This is a genomic window from Streptomyces sp. NBC_01190 (assembly GCF_045039895.1).
Classification (GTDB): domain Bacteria; phylum Actinomycetota; class Actinomycetes; order Streptomycetales; family Streptomycetaceae; genus Actinacidiphila.
The window spans coordinates 2,012,351-2,028,334 of record NZ_CP108580.1 but is presented as its reverse complement, the minus strand read 5'-3'; the positions used below and the strand labels follow the sequence as shown (position 1 = coordinate 2,028,334).

Genomic DNA, 15,984 nt, shown 5'->3' with positions numbered 1-15,984 from the left:
CGATGGGAATCGAAGTGGTCGTCGAGGGGCTGACCAAGTCCTTCGGCGCACAGACCGTGTGGCAGGACGTGACCCTCACCCTGCCGCCCGGCGAGGTCAGCGTGATGCTGGGCCCGTCCGGCACCGGCAAGACGGTCTTCCTCAAGTCCGTGATCGGCCTGCTCAAACCCGAACGCGGCCGGGTGCTGGTCGGCGGCGTCGACATGGTCAACAGCCCGGAGCGGGACGTCTACGAGGCCCGGAAGATGTTCGGCCTGATGTTCCAGGACGGCGCGCTCTTCGGCTCGATGAACCTCTTCGACAACATCGCCTTCCCGCTGCGGGAACACACCCGCAAGAAGGAGGCGGAGATCCGCCGCGTCGTGATGGAACGCATCGACATGGTGGGCCTGCTCGGCTCGGAGGGGAAACTCCCCGGCGAGATCTCCGGCGGTATGCGCAAACGCGCGGGCCTGGCCCGGGCCCTGGTGCTCGACCCGCAGATCATCCTCTGCGACGAGCCCGACTCCGGTCTCGACCCGGTCCGCACGTCGTATCTCTCGCAACTGCTCATCGACCTCAACGCGCAGATCGACGCGACGATGCTGATCGTCACCCACAACCTGGACATCGCGGCGACCGTCCCGGACAACATGGGCATGCTCTTCCGCCGCGAACTGGTCGCCTTCGGTCCGCGCGAACTCCTGCTCACCAGCGAGGAACCGGTGGTCAGACAGTTCCTCAGCGGGCGCAGGGCCGGCCCGATCGGCATGTCGGAGGAGAAGGACGAGGCGACCATGGCCCGCGAGCAGCTCGCGGCCGGGGACGCCCCCCTCGCCGCGCCGCGGATCGTGCCGCAGCTGGAGCCGAGCGCGGGACTTCCGCCGCGCCGGGCCGTACAGCGCCGCCGGGCCCGGGTGCTGGAGATGTGGGACCAACTGCCGCTGCCGGTAAGGGAAGCGATCACCTCCGGGCTGGCCCCGGTGGGCCCCGGCGTGCCCACCAGGGGGGAGCCGGCATGACCGCGCCCGTACGGACCGGCGCGCCCCGCCGGCCCGTTCCCGGCAGCGGCGCGTTGCGCCAGACCGGGCAGTTGATGTCGCTGGCCGCCACCACCGTCCGTGACACCTTTCGGCGGCCGTTCCAAGTGCGGGAGCTGATCGAGCAGTTCTGGTTCGTGGCGAGCGTGACGATTCTGCCGGCCGCGCTGGTGTCGATTCCGTTCGGCGCCGTGATTGCCCTGCAAGTCGGCTCGCTCGCCCAGCAGTTGGGTGCCCAGTCGTTCACCGGCGGCGCCAGTGTGCTGGCCGTCATCCAGCAGGCCAGCCCGCTGATCGTCGCGCTGCTCATCGCCGGCGCCGGCGGCAGCGCCATCTGCGCCGACCTCGGCTCACGCACGATCCGCGAGGAACTCGACGCCATGGAGGTGATGGGCGTCTCCCCGGTGCAGCGGCTGATCGTGCCCCGGGTGCTGGCCACCATGCTCGTCGCGGTCTTCCTCAACGGCCTGGTCTCGGTGGTCGGCACCGCCGGCGGCTACTTCTTCAACGTCATCATCCAGCACGGCACCCCCGGCGCCTATCTCTCCAGCTTCTCCGCGCTCGCCCAGCTCCCCGACCTCTACATCAGCGAGATCAAGGCGCTGATCTTCGGATTCATCGCCGGCATCGTCGCCGCCTACCGCGGACTGCACCCCAAAGGCGGCCCCAAGGGCGTCGGCGACGCCGTCAACCAGTCCGTCGTCATCACCTTCCTGCTGCTGTTCCTGGTGAACGTGGTGCTCACCGCCGTCTACCTCCAGCTCGTCCCGCAGAAGGGAGCCTGAACGATGGCCCTCCTCGACAAGGACGCGCCCCCCGAAGGGCCGCGGGAACCGGCGCGGCCCGCCCGCGCCCGCCGCCGCCCCGGCGCGGGCCGCTGGCTGCGCTGGCTCGACGAGACCGGCGACCACTTCATCTTCCACCTCACCGCCGTGCTGTGGATCCCGCGCACCCTGCGCCGCTACCTCAGGGAGGTGCAACGGCTGCTCGCCGAGGTGGTGTTCGGCAGCGGCGGCCTCGGGGTGATTGGCGGCACCGTCGGCGTGATGATCGGTATGACGCTGGCCACCGGCACCGTCGTCGGCCTCCAGGGCTACGCGGCGATGAACCAGCTCGGCACCGCCGCCTTCACCGGCTTCATCTCCGCCTACTTCAACACCCGGGAGATCGCCCCGCTGGTGGCGGGCCTCGCGCTCTCCGCCACCGTCGGCGCCGGCTTCACCGCCCAACTCGGCGCGATGCGCATCAACGAGGAGATCGACGCGCTGGAGGGCATGGGCGTGCGCGGTATGCCGTACCTCGTCACCACCCGGATCATCGCCGGGGTGGTGGCGATCATCCCGCTCTACGGCATCGGCCTGCTCAGCAGCTACGTCGCCTCCCGGCTGGTCACCGTCTGGCTCAACGGCCAGTCGGCCGGCACCTACGACCACTACTTCAATCTCTTCCTCTCACCGGCCGACGTGCTGCTGTCCGCCCTGAAGGTGCTGATCTTCAGCGTCATCGTGATCCTCGCGCACTGCTACTACGGCTACACCGCCAAGGGCGGCCCGGCCGGCGTCGGCATCGCGGTCGGCCGCTCGGTGCGCAACGCCATCGTGATCATCTCGATCACCGACTTCTTCCTCAGCCTGGCGATCTGGGGCGCCACCACCACGGTGCGGGTGGCCGGATGAGCCGCTTCGACATCAGCCCCGGCGCCCCCCGTCCCCCGGCCCGCCGCGACCGGCTCGGCGCCACCACCCGCCGCCGCGGCGCCGGGATCGTCTTCCTGCTGGTGCCCTGTCTGCTGGCGTGGCTCGCGGTGGCCGTCTACGACAAGGCGTTCACCGACTCCGCGACCGTCACCGTGGAGACCGGCAGCGTCGGCAACGAGATGCACCAGGGCGCCGATGTGAAGGTCCGCGGTGTCGTCGTCGGCCGGGTGCGGTCCATCCACGCCGACGGCGCCGGCGCCCGCCTCGAGCTGGCCATCGACCCCGGCAAGCTGCGCCGGATCCCGGCCGGTGTCACCGCCCAGATGCTGCCCACCACCCTCTTCGGCGAACGCTTCGTCGCGCTCGTCCCACCGGCCGACGCCACCGGCGGCGGCCCCTCGCTCGCCGCCGACGCCACCATCACGCAGGACCGCTCCGGCAACGCGGTCGAACTCCAGCAGGTGCTCGACAACCTGATGCCGCTGCTGACCGCCGTCCAGCCGCAGAAACTCGCCGCGACCCTCGACGCCGTCGCCACCGCCCTCGACGGCCGGGGCACCCAGCTCGGCACCACCCTCATCCAGCTCGACCACTACCTCACCGGGCTCAACCCCCAACTGCCCGCGCTCAACGACGACATCAAGCAGCTCGTCACCGTCAGCCGGGTCTACGCCGACGCCGCGCCCGACATCGTGCGGGCGCTCACCGACTTCACCAGGACCAGCGGCACCATCGCCGCGGAGCGCGCCAACCTCAGCACCCTGTACGGCTCGACGACCACCACCGCGCAGGACCTGACCACCTATCTGCGGCAGAACAAGGACAACATCATCCGGCTGTCCGCCGACAGCCGCGGCACCCTCGGCCTGCTGGCGACGTACGCCCCGTCCTTCCCCTGCACCCTGCGCACCCTCGCCGACTTCGTCCCCGTCATGGACAAGGCCCTCGGCAAGGGCACCGACCGGCCCGGCCTGCACGTCGACGTGACCACGGTCCCCTCCCGCGGCAAATACCTGCCGGGCAAGGACACCCCGGCCTACTCGGCGAGCGGCGGCCCGCAGTGCTACCCGGTCCCGTACACCGGCCGCGGCACCACCCCGATCGCCAACTCCCCGCAGGAGAACGAACTGCTCGACGAACTCCTGGCGCCGGGCGCGAAGACGGCTCCCCGTTCCCTGCCGGACTGGAGCAGCCTGCTCACCGGACCGGTCTTCCGCGGCGCGGAGGTGACGGTCGGATGAAACGCCGCAGCCTGGTCGGACCGATCGTCAAATCGCTGATCTTCATCCTGGTCACCTCGCTGGCCACCGCCGTGCTGGCGATCAGCATCGCCGGCGCCGACGTGGGCGACACCACCGGCTACAACGCCCGGTTCACCGACACCACCGGGCTCGCCTCCGGCGACAGCGTACGGATCGCCGGGGTCAAGGTCGGCCAGGTCGACTCCATCAAGGTCGTCGACCGCCGGCTCGCCCAGGTGCGGTTCTCGGTGGAGCGCGGGCGGACCCTGCCCGCCTCGGTGACCGCCACCATCAAATACCTCAACCTGGTCGGACAGCGCTATGTGGACCTGGCCCAGGGCGCCGGACCGGTCGGCGGAGTGCTGCCCCCGGGAGGCACCATCGCGCTCGACCACACCACCCCGGCGCTCGACCTCACCCGGCTCTTCGACGGCTTCCAGCCGCTCTTCGAAGGACTCTCGCCGAAGGATGTCAACCAGCTCGCCGGGGAGATCATCCAGGTCCTCCAGGGCGAGGGCGGCACCGTCGACAGCCTGATCCGCAACGTCGGCTCGCTCACCACCACACTCGCCGCCAAGGACCAGGTGATCGGCCAGGTCATCGACAACCTCAACTCGGTGCTCACCACCGTCAACACCCGCGAGACGAGCTTCAACGACCTGATCGCCACCCTCCAGCAGCTCGTCACCGGATTCTCCGCCGACCGCCGCCCGATCGGCGACTCCATCACCGCGATCTCCCAACTCACCACCAGCACCGCCGGATTACTGCAAGACGGCCGGCAGCCGCTGAAGGACTCCATCAACCAGCTTGGCCGGCTCTCCACCGACCTCGCCGACAGCACACCGGAGTTGTCGAAGTTCCTCACCACCACCCCGCGGAAGTTCCAGGCCGTCGGCCGGCTCGCCTCCTACGGCTCCTGGCTCAACCTCTACCTCTGCCAGGCCACCGTCTCGGGAGTCACCATGGCCGACGGCAGCCGGCCGCCCACCGGCCTGGCGATCAGCGAAGCGAGGTGCCGGTCATGAAACGCCCCCGGATCACCGACATCCGGCCCCGGCTGCCCCGGCTGCCGCGGCGCGACCAGACCCGCCGCGGCCGGCCGTTGTTCCGTCCGCTGCGCGACCGCAACCCGGTGCTGGTCGGCGCGGTCGGCCTGCTGGTGCTCGCGCTGATCAGCCTGGCCACCTACCACGCCGACGCACTGCCGCTGATCGGCGGCGGCCGGACGTACACCGCGGACTTCACCGAGGCGGCCGGGCTGCGCTCGGGCAACGAGGTGCGGGTGGCCGGCGTCAAGGTCGGCAAGGTCACCGGGGTCGCGCTCGACGGCGACCGGGTGAAGGTCACCTTCGCCGTCGACCACGTCTGGATCGGTGACGCCAGCACCGCGGCCATCGGCATCAAGACACTGCTCGGCGAGAAATATGTGGCCGTCGACCCACTGGGCAGCCGCGCGCAGGACCCCGCGAGGCCCATCCCCAGCAGCCGCACCACCTCGCCCTATGACGTCACCCAGGCCTTCGACGGCCTCGGCCACACCCTCGGCGCCATCGACACCCGGCAGCTCGCGGCGAGCTTCCAGGCGATCTCCGACACCTTCAAGGACACCCCGGCCTCGGTGCGCAGCGCCGCCACCGGCCTGTCCTCGCTGTCCAGGACCATCTCCAGCCGGGACGCCCAACTCGCCGACCTGCTCAGCGGCAGCAGGCAGCTCACCAAGACCCTCGCCCAGCAGGACGGCCGCTTCCAGCAGCTCATCTCCGACGGCGACCTGCTGCTCGGCGAGATCCAGAGCCGCCGGGACGCCGTCCACGCGCTGCTCACCGGCACCCAGAACCTCGGCGTCCAACTGGGCGGCCTCGTCGCCGACAACGACCGGCAGCTCGCGCCGACCCTGGACGCCCTGGACCGGGTGACCGACGTGCTGCTCGCCAACCAGTCCAGCCTCGACCGGGCGCTCGCCCTGGCCGGCCCCTACTACCGGCTCGTCGGCAACACCCTCGGCAACGGGCGCTGGTTCGACAGTTATCTGTGCCAGCTCGTCCCCAAGAACTATCTGCCCCCCGGCACCCCGCCGGCCACCGGCTGCCAACCGCCCAAGACGACAGGAGGGGCGTCATGAGAGGGCTTCCCCTCGCCGCTGTCCGACGGCCGATCGCGCTGCTCACCGCGCTGGCCGTGGTGGCCGCCGCGGCCGTCACCGCCGGACTGCTCGCCTTCGGCGGCCCGGACGGCCGGCGGGTGACCGCCTACTTCGACCGCGCCGTCGGCGTCTACGCCGGCTCCGATCTGCGGATCCTCGGGGTGAAGGTCGGCCGGGTCGACGCGGTGACACCGCGGGGCAAGCAGGTCAAGGTGACGCTCACCCTCGACCACGGCGTCAGGGTGCCCGCCGACGCGGGCGCCGTGGTGGTCGCCCCCAGCGTCGTCGCCGACCGCTATGTGCAGCTCACCCCGGCGTACACCGGCGGCCCGCAACTCCAGGACCACGCCGTCATCCCGGCGAACCGCACCGCCACCCCGGTCGAGATCGACCAGCTCTACGCCAGCATCACCCAGCTCAGCGACGCCCTCGGTCCTGACGGCGCCAACGCCACCGGGGCGCTCTCCCGGCTGCTCGACACCGGGGCGGACAACCTCGCGGGCAACGGCAAGGCCATCGGCGACAGCATCGACCAGCTCGGCCAGGCGGGCAAAACCCTCGACAGCCACAGCGGCGACCTCTTCGCCACCCTCACCTATCTCCGGTCCTTCACCGCCATGCTGAAGACCAACGACGGCAAGGTGCGGACCGCCGCCGAGCAACTCTCCACCGTCACCGGCTTCCTGGCCGACGACCGGGAAGACCTCGGCGGCGCGCTGCGGCAACTGTCCACCTCGCTCGGCCAGGTGAAGACCTTCATCCAGGACAACCGGGCCCGGCTCAGGACCAGCATCGCCAAACTCGCGCCCATCACCCAGACCCTGGTGGACCAGCGCGCCTCACTCGCCGAACTCCTCGACACCGCCCCGCTCGCCGCCGACAACCTGCTCAACGCCTACGACCCGCGGCACGGCACCCTCGACGGCCGGGCCGACATCAACGAGCTGAGCATGGGCGGCGACATCACCCCGCCGGACACCCGGCCGGACACCCCGCCGACCACGCCATCCGTCGAGCCGGGGGCCGCCCCGGCCGGTCCCGCCGCCCGGTCGCTGCCGCTGCCGCTGCCGCCGGTCGGCCCGGTGTACGGGACCGCGCCGGGCGCCACCACCGGCCGGGGAGGCGCCCGATGAAGCCGCCCCGCGCCCCCCGCCCCGCTCCCCGCCTGGCACCCCGCCTCGCCGTCGCCGGCCTGCTCTCCGCCCTCACCCTCAGCGGCTGCTCGCTGGACGTCCAGCACATGCCGCTGCCCGGGGGCGCCGACCTCGGCGGCCACCCCTACACCGTCACGGCGCGGTTCGCCGATGTCCTCGATCTCGTCCCGCAGGCGTCGGTCCGGGTCAACGACGTCGCCGTCGGCCGGGTCACCGGCATCGCTCTCGCCCCCGACGGCTGGTCGGCGATGGTCACGATGAAGGTCAACGGCTCGGTGGCACTGCCCGCCAACGCCTATGCCCACCTCGAACAGTCCAGTCTGCTGGGCGAGAAGTACATCCAGCTCGCCCCGCCGCCGGCCGGCCGGCCCGCCACCGGGCACCTCCGGTCCGGCAGCGTCATCCCGGTCGCGCGCACCAACCGCAACCCCGAGGTCGAAGAGGTCTTCGGCGCCCTGTCCATGCTGCTCAACGGCGGCGGGATCCAGCAGCTCAAGACCATCAGCGGGGAGCTGGACAAGGCGCTCACCGGCAACGAACCGCAGATCCGCGACATGCTCGGCCAGGTCGACACGCTCGTCTCCGACCTCGACGCCCACAAGCGGGACATCACCGACGCGCTCGACGGCGTCAACGCGCTCTCCGCCACCCTCGCCGCCCGGGACCAGAAGATCGGCACGGTGCTCACCGGGCTCAGCCCCGGCCTCAAAGTGCTGGAGCGGCAACGGGGTTCGCTCGTCACCATGCTCCGCTCGCTCGACACCCTCTCCGGCGTCGCGGTCGACACCGTCAACAGGAGCAAGGACGACATGGTCGCCGACCTCCAGGCCCTCGCGCCGACCCTGCGACGGCTCGCCGACGCGGGCAAGGACCTGCCCGACTCCCTCCAGGTGCTGTTCACCTACCCGTTCACCGACGAGGTGCTCAGCGGCGTCAAGGGCGACTACCTCAATGTCTACCTGGACCTCACCGCCACGCCTGGCACCCAGTTGATCCCGCCGATGCTCGCCAAGGACAACGTCTACGCGACCCCGGAGCCCACCGCCGACCCGCTGCCCGGCGAGGATCCGGCGGTCACCGGGAGGAAGCCGGCCCGCGACGCCGTCCGCGACACGATCCGCCGGGCCGGCCTCCCGCTGCCGCTGCCGCTGCCCGCCGTCACCCCCGCCGGGAGCCGCTGATGCTCACCCGGGCCGCCATCGTCAAGAACATCGCCTTCGTGGTCATCGCCGTGCTCGTGCTGGGCTTCCTCGGCGTCCGCTACGCCGACCTCGGCCACTACGTGGGCCTGCGCGGCTACTACACGGTGAGCGTCGAGCTCCCGGAGACCGGCGGCCTCTACGAGCACGCCGACGTCACCTACCGCGGTGTGCCGGTCGGCCGGGTCGGCCCGATCCGGCTCACCGGCGACGGCGTCCGGGCCGACCTGCGGATCAACGACTCCGCGCCCCGGATCCCCGACCACCTCCAGGCGGTCGTCGCCAGCCTTTCCGCCGTCGGCGAGCAGTACATCGACCTGCGGCCGAACACCGACGCGGGCCCCTACCTGCACAACGGCTCCACCATCACCCAGGCCGACACCCACACCCCGGCGCCCGTCACCGACCTGCTCACCAGTGTCAACGACCTCACCGCCTCCGTACCCCTCGCCTCGCTGCGGACGGTGGTGGACGAGTTCGGGCAGGCGTTCACCGGGCAGGCCGACAACCTCCAGGCGCTGCTGGACGCGAGCGGCCGGTTCATCTCGGCCGCCGACGCCAATCTGCCGGCCGACCTCCAGCTCATGACGGACGCCAGGACCGTACTGCGGACCCAGGCCGACGAGGGCGACGCCATCACCTCCTTCGCCCACAGCGCCCAGCAGCTCGCCGCCCAACTCGACGCCTCCGACACCGATCTGCGTCGGCTGATCACCGCGGCGCCCGACGCGGCCGGCCAGGTCAGCGCGCTGCTCCGCGACGTGGGGCCGCAGTTGAGCGTGGTGCTGGCCAATCTGCTGACCACCTCGGACGTGGCGGTCACCCGGCAGCGCGGAATCCAGGAGTTCCTGGTGAAGGTGCCGGCGGTGGTGGCGGCCGGGTCCACGGCGGTGACCCGCGACGGGGTGCGCTTCGGGATGGCCGTCACCTTCTTCTCGCCGCTGCCCTGCACCTCGGGATACGGCGGCACGGCGTATCGCAACGGGCTCGACACCGGCGCGCCGGCCACCGCGCTGAACACGGCGGCGCGTTGTACGGCGCCGGCCTCGTCCGGCGTCGACGTCCGTGGGTCGGCGAACGCGCCGTACGGGGGCGGGGTGCCGGTGCCGGCCCAGCCGGGGTCGGTGCTGCCGACTTCGCAGGGGGCGGCCGGGTCCGGCGGGTCGAACGGGTCGGCCGGGTCCAGCGGGTCGTCCGGCGGGTCGAACGGGTCGGCGGCGCCGGCCGCCACGCCGTACGCGCTGCCCGGCGCGCTCGGGCTGCCGTCGCTGCCGTCAGTGTCGTCGCGGGGGTCAGGTCCCGGTTCGGCCGCGGGACCCGGTGCCACCACCATGGCTCGCCTGCTCGGACTGGAGAACACCCCGTGACCGCCACGCCTCTCGGCCGCTTCCGGCTGCCGCGCCCCGGCTTCCTCCCGGCCGCGCGGCCGGGACCGAACCGGCGCCGTACGGTCCGGGGCGCGGCCTGGGCCACCGCCTGGGCCGTCGCCGTCGTCCTCTGCGCGCTCTCCGCCTGGTCCTACGCCGACACCCGGGGCGACGCCGCCCTCGGCCAGGCCAAGGCCCGCGATGCCGTGCTGACCGCGGGGCAGCGCGGCATCGCCCGGCTCAACACCGTCGACCCGGCCCATCTCGACCGGGACCTCGCGGCCTGGCTGGCCACCACGACCGGTCCGCTCCACGACCAGATGGTCCGTACGCACGCCGCCGACGCGGCCTCCCTGCGGGCTTCCGGCACCACCACCCGGGGCGTTGTCACGGACGCGGCGGTCACCGAACTGGACACCCGGGCGGGTACGGCGAAGGTCATCGCCACCGTCCAGGTCACCGTCACCCCCGGGTCGGGCACGGCCGGCCCGGACCGCAAACGCTTCGAGGCGGACCTGGCCCGCGACGGCGGCGACTGGAAACTCACGGCGCTCACCGCGGTGCCGCTGGGCGCGAGCTGAGAGGGGCGGACGCTGTGCGTACGACGGAGGAAGAGGCGGGGACGAGGGCCGACGAGCCGCCGACCGCAGCAGGGACGGCGGCCGGGTCGGCGGACTCGGTGCCGACCGATGCAGGGCCGGATGGGGCGGGGCTGGCCGCGGCGGGGGCGGCTGGGTCGGCGGACTCGGTGCCGACCGAGGCCGGGCTGGATGGGACCGGGTCCGTGCCGACCGAGTCCGGGCCGGCCAAGTCCGGGCTGGATGGGACCGGGCTGACCGAGTCCGGGGCGGCCGGGGCCCGGCGGCGCCTCCGCGGCGGATGGCGCCCGCGGCGGCGGACCCTCGCCGTCGCCGTACTCGTCCTGCTGCTGCTCGCCTCCGGCGGATTCCTGTGGGCCGGGCAGGCGTTGCGCGACCCGGACGCGACCCGCAACCACGCGCTGACCGACACCGCCGGCACCGACCAGGTGATCGGCGACGTCAGCAACGCGCTCAGCCGCGTCTTCGCCTACGCCCCCGACGACACGGAGTCCACCGCCCAGGCCGCCCACGATCTGCTGGCCGGCGCCGCCGCGACCCAGTACCAGAAGCTCTTCGCCGAGGTCCGCTCGGAGGTCGCCGCGCAGCAACTCACCCTGACCACAAGGGTGGTACGGGCCGGCGTGGTCACGCTCACCGCCGACCGCGCCCGGCTGCTGGTCTTCCTGGACCAGACCGCGCAACGGGCCGGCGCCGCCGCCACCAGCGCGGCGGCGGAACTGTCGGTGACCGCCCGGCTGGTGGACGGTCGTTGGCGTATCACCGATATGACATCCCGCTAGGAGGCAGGCAGGTGGCAGGTATGCCGTTCAGGTCGAAGGCCCGGCGGTCGGACGAGCCGGCGAGTGAGCCGCAGCCCGCGGCCGAGCGCGAGCCGGCGGCGGAAACGGTGGCGAAGCCGCCTGCCGAGGTGGCGGAACCGGCTAGCGAACCGGCTGCCGAACCGGCCGTGGTGACCGATCCGGTGATGGCGGACGTGCCTCCGTCTCAGGGGGCCGATCCGGCGGTGGAGGGGGCGGCCGAACCGGCGGCGGCGAAGGTGACCGAGCCCGCCCCCGCCCCGGCCGGGCCTCCGCGCCGCCCGCTGCTCGGCGCCGCGCTCGCCCTCGCGGCGGCGGCGGCCGTCGCGGCGGCCTGGACCGGCTGGTCCTGGTACGGCGCCGCGCACGACGGCGACACGGACTTCGCCCGTACGCGTGACACCGTGCTGGCCGCCGGCGAGCAGGCCGTCCAGAACATGAACACCCTCGACCACGACGACCTCGACCACGGCATGGACATCTGGGAGTCGAGCACCACCGGCGACCTGCACACCCAACTCGTCCAGGGCCGGGCCGACTTCGAGAAGCAGGTGGCGCAGGCGCAGACGGTCAGCACCGCGAAGGTGCTCTCCGGGGCGGTCACCGAGCTCGACGCCAGGACCGGGAAGGCGAGCGTGATGGTCGCGCTGCGGATCACCGTACAAGCTCCGAAGGAGCAGCCCTCGGTCAAGGAGAGCCGGCTGCTCGGCGAACTCACCCGCACCGCGGCCGGCTGGAAGCTCAGCGCCCTCGGCCAGGCACCGATGGGAGACAGCGCGCCCTCCTCGTCCCCCACCCAGCCCTAGCCTCGCCCCCGAGAGGACCGCCGCAGCCATGTCGTCGTCCACCACCCGCCACCTGATCAACCGGCAGCGCCGGCTGACCGCCGCCTCCGCCGCCTCTTCTCCCTCCGCCGCGCCGGCGCCCGCGGCCCGTACGGTCGCCGCGCCCGCCCGGGACCGCGGGCCCGCCGCCCCGCCGGACCCGGTCACCGCCGACCCGGCCGGCCCAGCCCACTCGGCCGCCGCCGCCCCGACCGGAACCCCCCACGCCCCCGTCGCCTCCCGCCCGCGCCGCCTGACGTCGGGTACCGCCCTGGTGGCCGGCCTCGCGCTGCTCACCGTGCTGCTCGGCGGCTTCGCGGCCTGGGCGGCGGGCAAGGCGTCGGCGCTGCACGACACCTCCGCCACCGGCAACACCGCGCTCACCGACACCGCCCGCACCAGCGAGGTCAAGGGCACCGTCGCCCAGGCGGTGAACGCCGTCTTCTCCTACGACTACGCCGCCCCCGCCCGCAGCGACGAGGCGGCCCGGCGGCTGCTGACCGGCAAGGCCGTACAGCAGTACGCGACGATGATCGCGCAGGTCAAGGCGGCCGCGCTGACCCAGAAGCTGGTGCTCACCACCACCGTCACCGACACCGGTGTGGAGACGATCGACGGTGACCGGGCCCGGCTGCTGATCTTCGCCGACCAGCGCAACACCAGCACCGCCGCGGCCGCGGAGAACGATGCCACCACCTACGCCGCGGCGATGTTCGCGGTGGACGCGCTGCGGCAGGACGGTACCTGGAAGATCGCCTCGATCGACACCTTCGACTGAGGCTTACCAACGTGCACTATGGGGAGTGAGTGGTAGCTGCAACGCACCGGAAAAATCGATGTGGTGCAATGCTCATGATCCCCGTTGCCACCCGCGCCGGGGGACCGCTGACCGGCAAGGATGGATGGTTATGGACAAGCAGCAGGAGTTCGTCCTCCGCACCCTGGAGGAGCGGGACATCCGCTTCGTACGGTTGTGGTTCACCGACGTCCTCGGCTACCTGAAGTCGGTCGCGGTGGCCCCCGCCGAGCTTGAGCAGGCATTCGACGAGGGCATCGGCTTCGACGGTTCCGCCATCGAGGGATTCGCCCGGGTGTACGAATCGGACATGATCGCCAAGCCGGACCCGGCCACCTTCCAGGTGCTGCCCTGGCGCGCGGAGGCGCCCGGCACCGCCCGGATGTTCTGCGACATCCTGATGCCCGACGGTTCCCCGTCCTACGCGGATCCCCGCTACGTCCTCAAGCGCGCGCTGGCCAAGACCTCCGATCTCGGCTTCACCTTCTACACGCACCCCGAGATCGAGTTCTATCTGCTGAAGGACAAGCCGCTGGACGGCGCCCGCCCGACCCCGGCCGACAACTCCGGCTATTTCGACCACACCCCGCAGAACGTCGGCATGGATTTCCGCCGGACCGCCATCACCATGCTGGAGTCGATGGGCATCTCGGTGGAGTTCTCCCACCACGAGGGCGCCCCCGGCCAGCAGGAGATCGACCTGCGGTACGCCGACGCGCTCTCCACCGCCGACAACATCATGACCTTCCGGCTGGTGATGAAGCAGGTGGCGCTGGAGCAGGGCGTGCACGCCACCTTCATGCCGAAGCCGTTCTCCGAGTATCCCGGCTCCGGGATGCACTCCCACCTCTCGCTCTTCGAGGGCGACCGCAACGCCTTCTACGAGTCCGGCTCGGAGTTCCAGCTCTCCAAGGTCGGCCGCTCCTTCATCGCCGGCCTGCTCAAGCACGCCGGCGAGGTCTCCGCGGTCACCAACCAGTGGGTCAACTCCTACAAGCGCATCTGGGGCGGTTCCCAGCGCATCGCGGGCGCCGGCGGCGAGGCGCCCTCCTACATCTGCTGGGGCCACAACAACCGCTCCGCCCTCATCCGGGTCCCGATGTACAAGCCGGGCAAGACCGGCTCCACCCGGGTCGAAGTCCGCTCCCTCGACTCCGGTGCCAACCCCTACCTCGCCTATGCCGTCCTCCTCGCCGCCGGCATGAAGGGCATCCAGGAGGGCTACGAACTCCCCCCCGGCGCCGACGACGACGTCTGGGCCCTCACCGACGCCGAACGCCGCGCCCTCGGCATCGCCCCCCTCCCCCAGAACCTCGGCGAGGCCATCGACCTCATGCAGCGCAGCGAACTCCTCGCCGAGACCCTGGGCGAGCACGTCTTCGACTTCTTCCTCCGCAACAAGAAGCAGGAGTGGGAGGAATACCGCAGCGAAGTCACCGCCTTCGAGCTGCGCAAGAACCTGCCGAACCTCTGAGGTCCGGCGGGGGCCGGGCGGGGGCGTTCGTCTCAGGGGATGGGGGAGGTGGGGGCGGCGGGGGTGCGCATGCGGTCCAGGAGGGTGGCGATCTCGGTTTCGACCAGGGTGATCGAGGCGGCGAGGGTGGCGGTGGGGGTGCCGGTCTCGCCGGGGGAGAGGAGATGGGTGTTCTCCAGGGGATGGCCGTCGCCCGTCGGCTCCTCGTCGGTCAGCGAGAGAAGGCGGGCGTAGTCCCGCTGGTAGGAGGTCAGCCGCGCCTCCAGTTCGCTCAGTGCCTGCCAGTCGGCGGAGAAGGGCGGCCGGTCGCCGCCGGGGAGTTCCTGCTCCTGCTCGGAGCGGCCCCGCCGGTCCTGCTGCCACAACGCGTAGGCGTAGGTCCAGTCGCCCCGGCCCAGCCGGACCTCCACGTCGTCACCTGACTGCCGGGCGGAGTCGAGCAACTGGTCCCTGACCCGCTTCGCCTCCACCGCCCGGCGTTTGATCCGGCCGGCCGGCGCCGCGCTCGGCCGGTTTCTGGACGGCCGGGACATCGCGTTGGCCTCCGCGTCCAGCACCGCGACGATCTCGCCGAAGTGCGAGGACGGCAGGACGAGCCGCTCCCCGTCCTGCTGCGGCAGCCGGGTGCGCGGAATTCCGGCCTGGGCCACCGTCGATTCGCTGACCGGGGCGTCCAATTCCTCTTTGGCCAGTTGCAGGAACCTGCCGAGCTGGGTGATCAGGAAGTCGGCGTCGCAGCGTTCCGAGAACTCCGCGAAGAGTTCCGGGCGGGCGCCGACGATCAGCCCCGCCTCCACCCGCACCCAGTCCTCCTTGGCGTCATTGGTGACAAAGAGAAAGGGGGACGAGTCCTGTTCCGACTCGCGCAGCAACTGCTCCCAGACGAAGAAGTCCCCGTGCGCGTTCTCGGATTTCCCGGCGTCCTTGTAGCCGGGCGGCACCTTGTCGTCGAAGCGCCGCCGGCACTCCAGGATGAGCGCGGCCGACTCCTCCTCGCTGAACGGATCGCCGACCCGGTCGTCCAGGATCTCGCCCAGCGCGGTCAGCACGGGGTCCTCGTTGATCACCCCTTCGAGGCTGAGGTCGAAGTCCTCCCGGTGCCTGGTGATCTCCAGGTCCACCGCCGCGAAGGCCCGCTCGATCGGCTCGATGAGTCTGGCCCGGTCCGCCTCGCTCATCGAGCAGCGCTTGGCGAACCGCTGGAGTTCCTGCAACGCCTTCTGCTTGTGCTCGTTGACCGCGTCCGGCACCGATGTGTAGAGCGTCAGATGCTCCTTGACGGCGCTCACCCGCCGGTCGTAGTACTCGGCCGCGACCTGATGGGGTATCCACAGCCGGTGTCTGACCTGGCGGAGCACATTCAGCAGCTCGTTACGGGCCTTCGGTGTGAAACGGTAGAGTTCGAGCAGCACATTGGTGTCGACCGCGATGCGATAACCCGCGACCGCCTTTTTGTAGTCGGCCGCCGGCCGTCTCCAGTGGCCTTCGAACGCGCTGAGAAATGTGGACATCCGGCCCCTCCGCTTGGCCCCGTCCGAGAGCGTAGCGAAGCGGTGTCGGCGCCGCGCTCCTTTTCCGGCCGGTCCATCCCTTTCGGGTGCGGGTGCGGCAACGGGTGAGGGTGCGGCAACGGGTGCGGGTGCCGGTGGGGGCGCGGGCGCACCCGTT

General features: G+C 71.7%; 15 protein-coding genes. 14 read left to right on the top strand and 1 reads right to left on the bottom strand.

Annotation, left to right across the window (positions count from 1 at the left end; all coding sequences use genetic code 11):
- The first annotated feature begins 2 nt into the window (after positions 1-2).
- The 14 genes from OG519_RS08620 (at position 3) to glnA (ending at position 14,316) form a co-directional block, all read left to right on the top strand.
- A complete protein-coding gene (locus tag OG519_RS08620) occupies positions 3-1,001 on the top strand; it encodes an ABC transporter ATP-binding protein (protein WP_405580805.1) in 999 nt (332 codons plus the stop codon).
- Positions 998-1,804, top strand: a complete 807-nt coding sequence (locus OG519_RS08615; RefSeq protein WP_405580802.1) for an MlaE family ABC transporter permease — start codon at positions 998-1,000, stop codon at positions 1,802-1,804. The genes OG519_RS08620 and OG519_RS08615 overlap by 4 nt, the downstream gene beginning before the upstream one ends.
- A gap of 3 nt (positions 1,805-1,807) precedes the next feature.
- Positions 1,808-2,695 carry an MlaE family ABC transporter permease gene (locus OG519_RS08610; RefSeq protein ID WP_405580799.1) on the top strand — a complete coding sequence of 296 codons (888 nt, stop codon included), beginning with the start codon at positions 1,808-1,810 and terminating at the stop codon, positions 2,693-2,695.
- Positions 2,692-3,957, top strand: coding sequence for an MCE family protein (locus OG519_RS08605; RefSeq protein ID WP_405580796.1), 1,266 nt, complete (start codon positions 2,692-2,694; stop codon positions 3,955-3,957). Before OG519_RS08610 ends, OG519_RS08605 begins: the two co-directional genes overlap by 4 nt.
- A complete protein-coding gene (locus OG519_RS08600; protein ID WP_405580793.1) occupies positions 3,954-4,985 on the top strand; it encodes an MCE family protein in 1,032 nt (343 codons plus the stop codon). The genes OG519_RS08605 and OG519_RS08600 overlap by 4 nt, the downstream gene beginning before the upstream one ends.
- The gene (locus OG519_RS08595) at positions 4,982-6,082 is read left to right on the top strand and encodes an MCE family protein (protein ID WP_405580791.1); all 1,101 of its coding nucleotides are present in this window, start codon (positions 4,982-4,984) and stop codon (positions 6,080-6,082) included. The genes OG519_RS08600 and OG519_RS08595 overlap by 4 nt, the downstream gene beginning before the upstream one ends.
- Positions 6,079-7,236: an MCE family protein gene (locus OG519_RS08590; protein WP_405580789.1), complete on the top strand. Its 1,158-nt coding sequence runs from the start codon at positions 6,079-6,081 to the stop codon at positions 7,234-7,236. The genes OG519_RS08595 and OG519_RS08590 overlap by 4 nt, the downstream gene beginning before the upstream one ends.
- Positions 7,233-8,438: an MCE family protein gene (locus tag OG519_RS08585; protein WP_405580787.1), complete on the top strand. Its 1,206-nt coding sequence runs from the start codon at positions 7,233-7,235 to the stop codon at positions 8,436-8,438. Before OG519_RS08590 ends, OG519_RS08585 begins: the two co-directional genes overlap by 4 nt.
- Positions 8,438-9,823 (top strand): MCE family protein, encoded by a 1,386-nt coding sequence (locus tag OG519_RS08580; protein WP_405580784.1) that lies wholly within the window; start codon positions 8,438-8,440, stop codon positions 9,821-9,823. Before OG519_RS08585 ends, OG519_RS08580 begins: the two co-directional genes overlap by 1 nt.
- Positions 9,824-9,849: 26 nt before the next feature.
- On the top strand, positions 9,850-10,404 hold the full coding sequence (locus tag OG519_RS08575; RefSeq protein ID WP_405592577.1) for a hypothetical protein: 555 nt from the start codon (positions 9,850-9,852) through the stop codon (positions 10,402-10,404).
- A 14-nt stretch (positions 10,405-10,418) separates the two neighbouring features.
- Positions 10,419-11,204 (top strand): hypothetical protein, encoded by a 786-nt coding sequence (locus tag OG519_RS08570; protein ID WP_405580782.1) that lies wholly within the window; start codon positions 10,419-10,421, stop codon positions 11,202-11,204.
- Between the two features lie 257 nt (positions 11,205-11,461).
- Positions 11,462-12,028 (top strand): nuclear transport factor 2 family protein, encoded by a 567-nt coding sequence (locus OG519_RS08565; protein ID WP_405592575.1) that lies wholly within the window; start codon positions 11,462-11,464, stop codon positions 12,026-12,028.
- 28 nt (positions 12,029-12,056) lie between these two features.
- Entirely contained in the window at positions 12,057-12,824 is a 768-nt protein-coding gene (locus tag OG519_RS08560) for a hypothetical protein (RefSeq protein ID WP_405580779.1), read from the top strand.
- A gap of 130 nt (positions 12,825-12,954) precedes the next feature.
- Positions 12,955-14,316: a type I glutamate--ammonia ligase gene (gene glnA, locus OG519_RS08555; RefSeq protein WP_405580777.1), complete on the top strand. Its 1,362-nt coding sequence runs from the start codon at positions 12,955-12,957 to the stop codon at positions 14,314-14,316.
- Positions 14,317-14,348: 32 nt separating this feature from the next.
- Here the strand turns inward: glnA and OG519_RS08550 are convergent, their stop codons facing one another.
- Positions 14,349-15,827, bottom strand: a complete 1,479-nt coding sequence (locus tag OG519_RS08550; protein ID WP_405580774.1) for a PIN-like domain-containing protein — start codon at positions 15,825-15,827, stop codon at positions 14,349-14,351.
- Between the last annotated feature and the right edge of the window lie 157 nt (positions 15,828-15,984).

Bases quoted from the DNA above. Each gene is read 5' to 3' on its own strand.
- OG519_RS08620 (WP_405580805.1), top strand. From the start codon at position 3: ATGGGAATCGAAGTGGTCGTCGAGGGGCTGACCAAGTCCTTCGGCGCA.
- OG519_RS08615 (WP_405580802.1), top strand. From the start codon at position 998: ATGACCGCGCCCGTACGGACCGGCGCGCCCCGCCGGCCCGTTCCCGGC.
- OG519_RS08610 (WP_405580799.1), top strand. From the start codon at position 1,808: ATGGCCCTCCTCGACAAGGACGCGCCCCCCGAAGGGCCGCGGGAACCG.
- OG519_RS08605 (WP_405580796.1), top strand. From the start codon at position 2,692: ATGAGCCGCTTCGACATCAGCCCCGGCGCCCCCCGTCCCCCGGCCCGC.
- OG519_RS08600 (WP_405580793.1), top strand. From the start codon at position 3,954: ATGAAACGCCGCAGCCTGGTCGGACCGATCGTCAAATCGCTGATCTTC.
- OG519_RS08595 (WP_405580791.1), top strand. From the start codon at position 4,982: ATGAAACGCCCCCGGATCACCGACATCCGGCCCCGGCTGCCCCGGCTG.
- OG519_RS08590 (WP_405580789.1), top strand. From the start codon at position 6,079: ATGAGAGGGCTTCCCCTCGCCGCTGTCCGACGGCCGATCGCGCTGCTC.
- OG519_RS08585 (WP_405580787.1), top strand. From the start codon at position 7,233: ATGAAGCCGCCCCGCGCCCCCCGCCCCGCTCCCCGCCTGGCACCCCGC.
- OG519_RS08580 (WP_405580784.1), top strand. From the start codon at position 8,438: ATGCTCACCCGGGCCGCCATCGTCAAGAACATCGCCTTCGTGGTCATC.
- OG519_RS08560 (WP_405580779.1), top strand. From the start codon at position 12,057: ATGTCGTCGTCCACCACCCGCCACCTGATCAACCGGCAGCGCCGGCTG.
- glnA (WP_405580777.1), top strand. From the start codon at position 12,955: ATGGACAAGCAGCAGGAGTTCGTCCTCCGCACCCTGGAGGAGCGGGAC.
- OG519_RS08550 (WP_405580774.1), bottom strand. From the start codon at position 15,827: ATGTCCACATTTCTCAGCGCGTTCGAAGGCCACTGGAGACGGCCGGCG.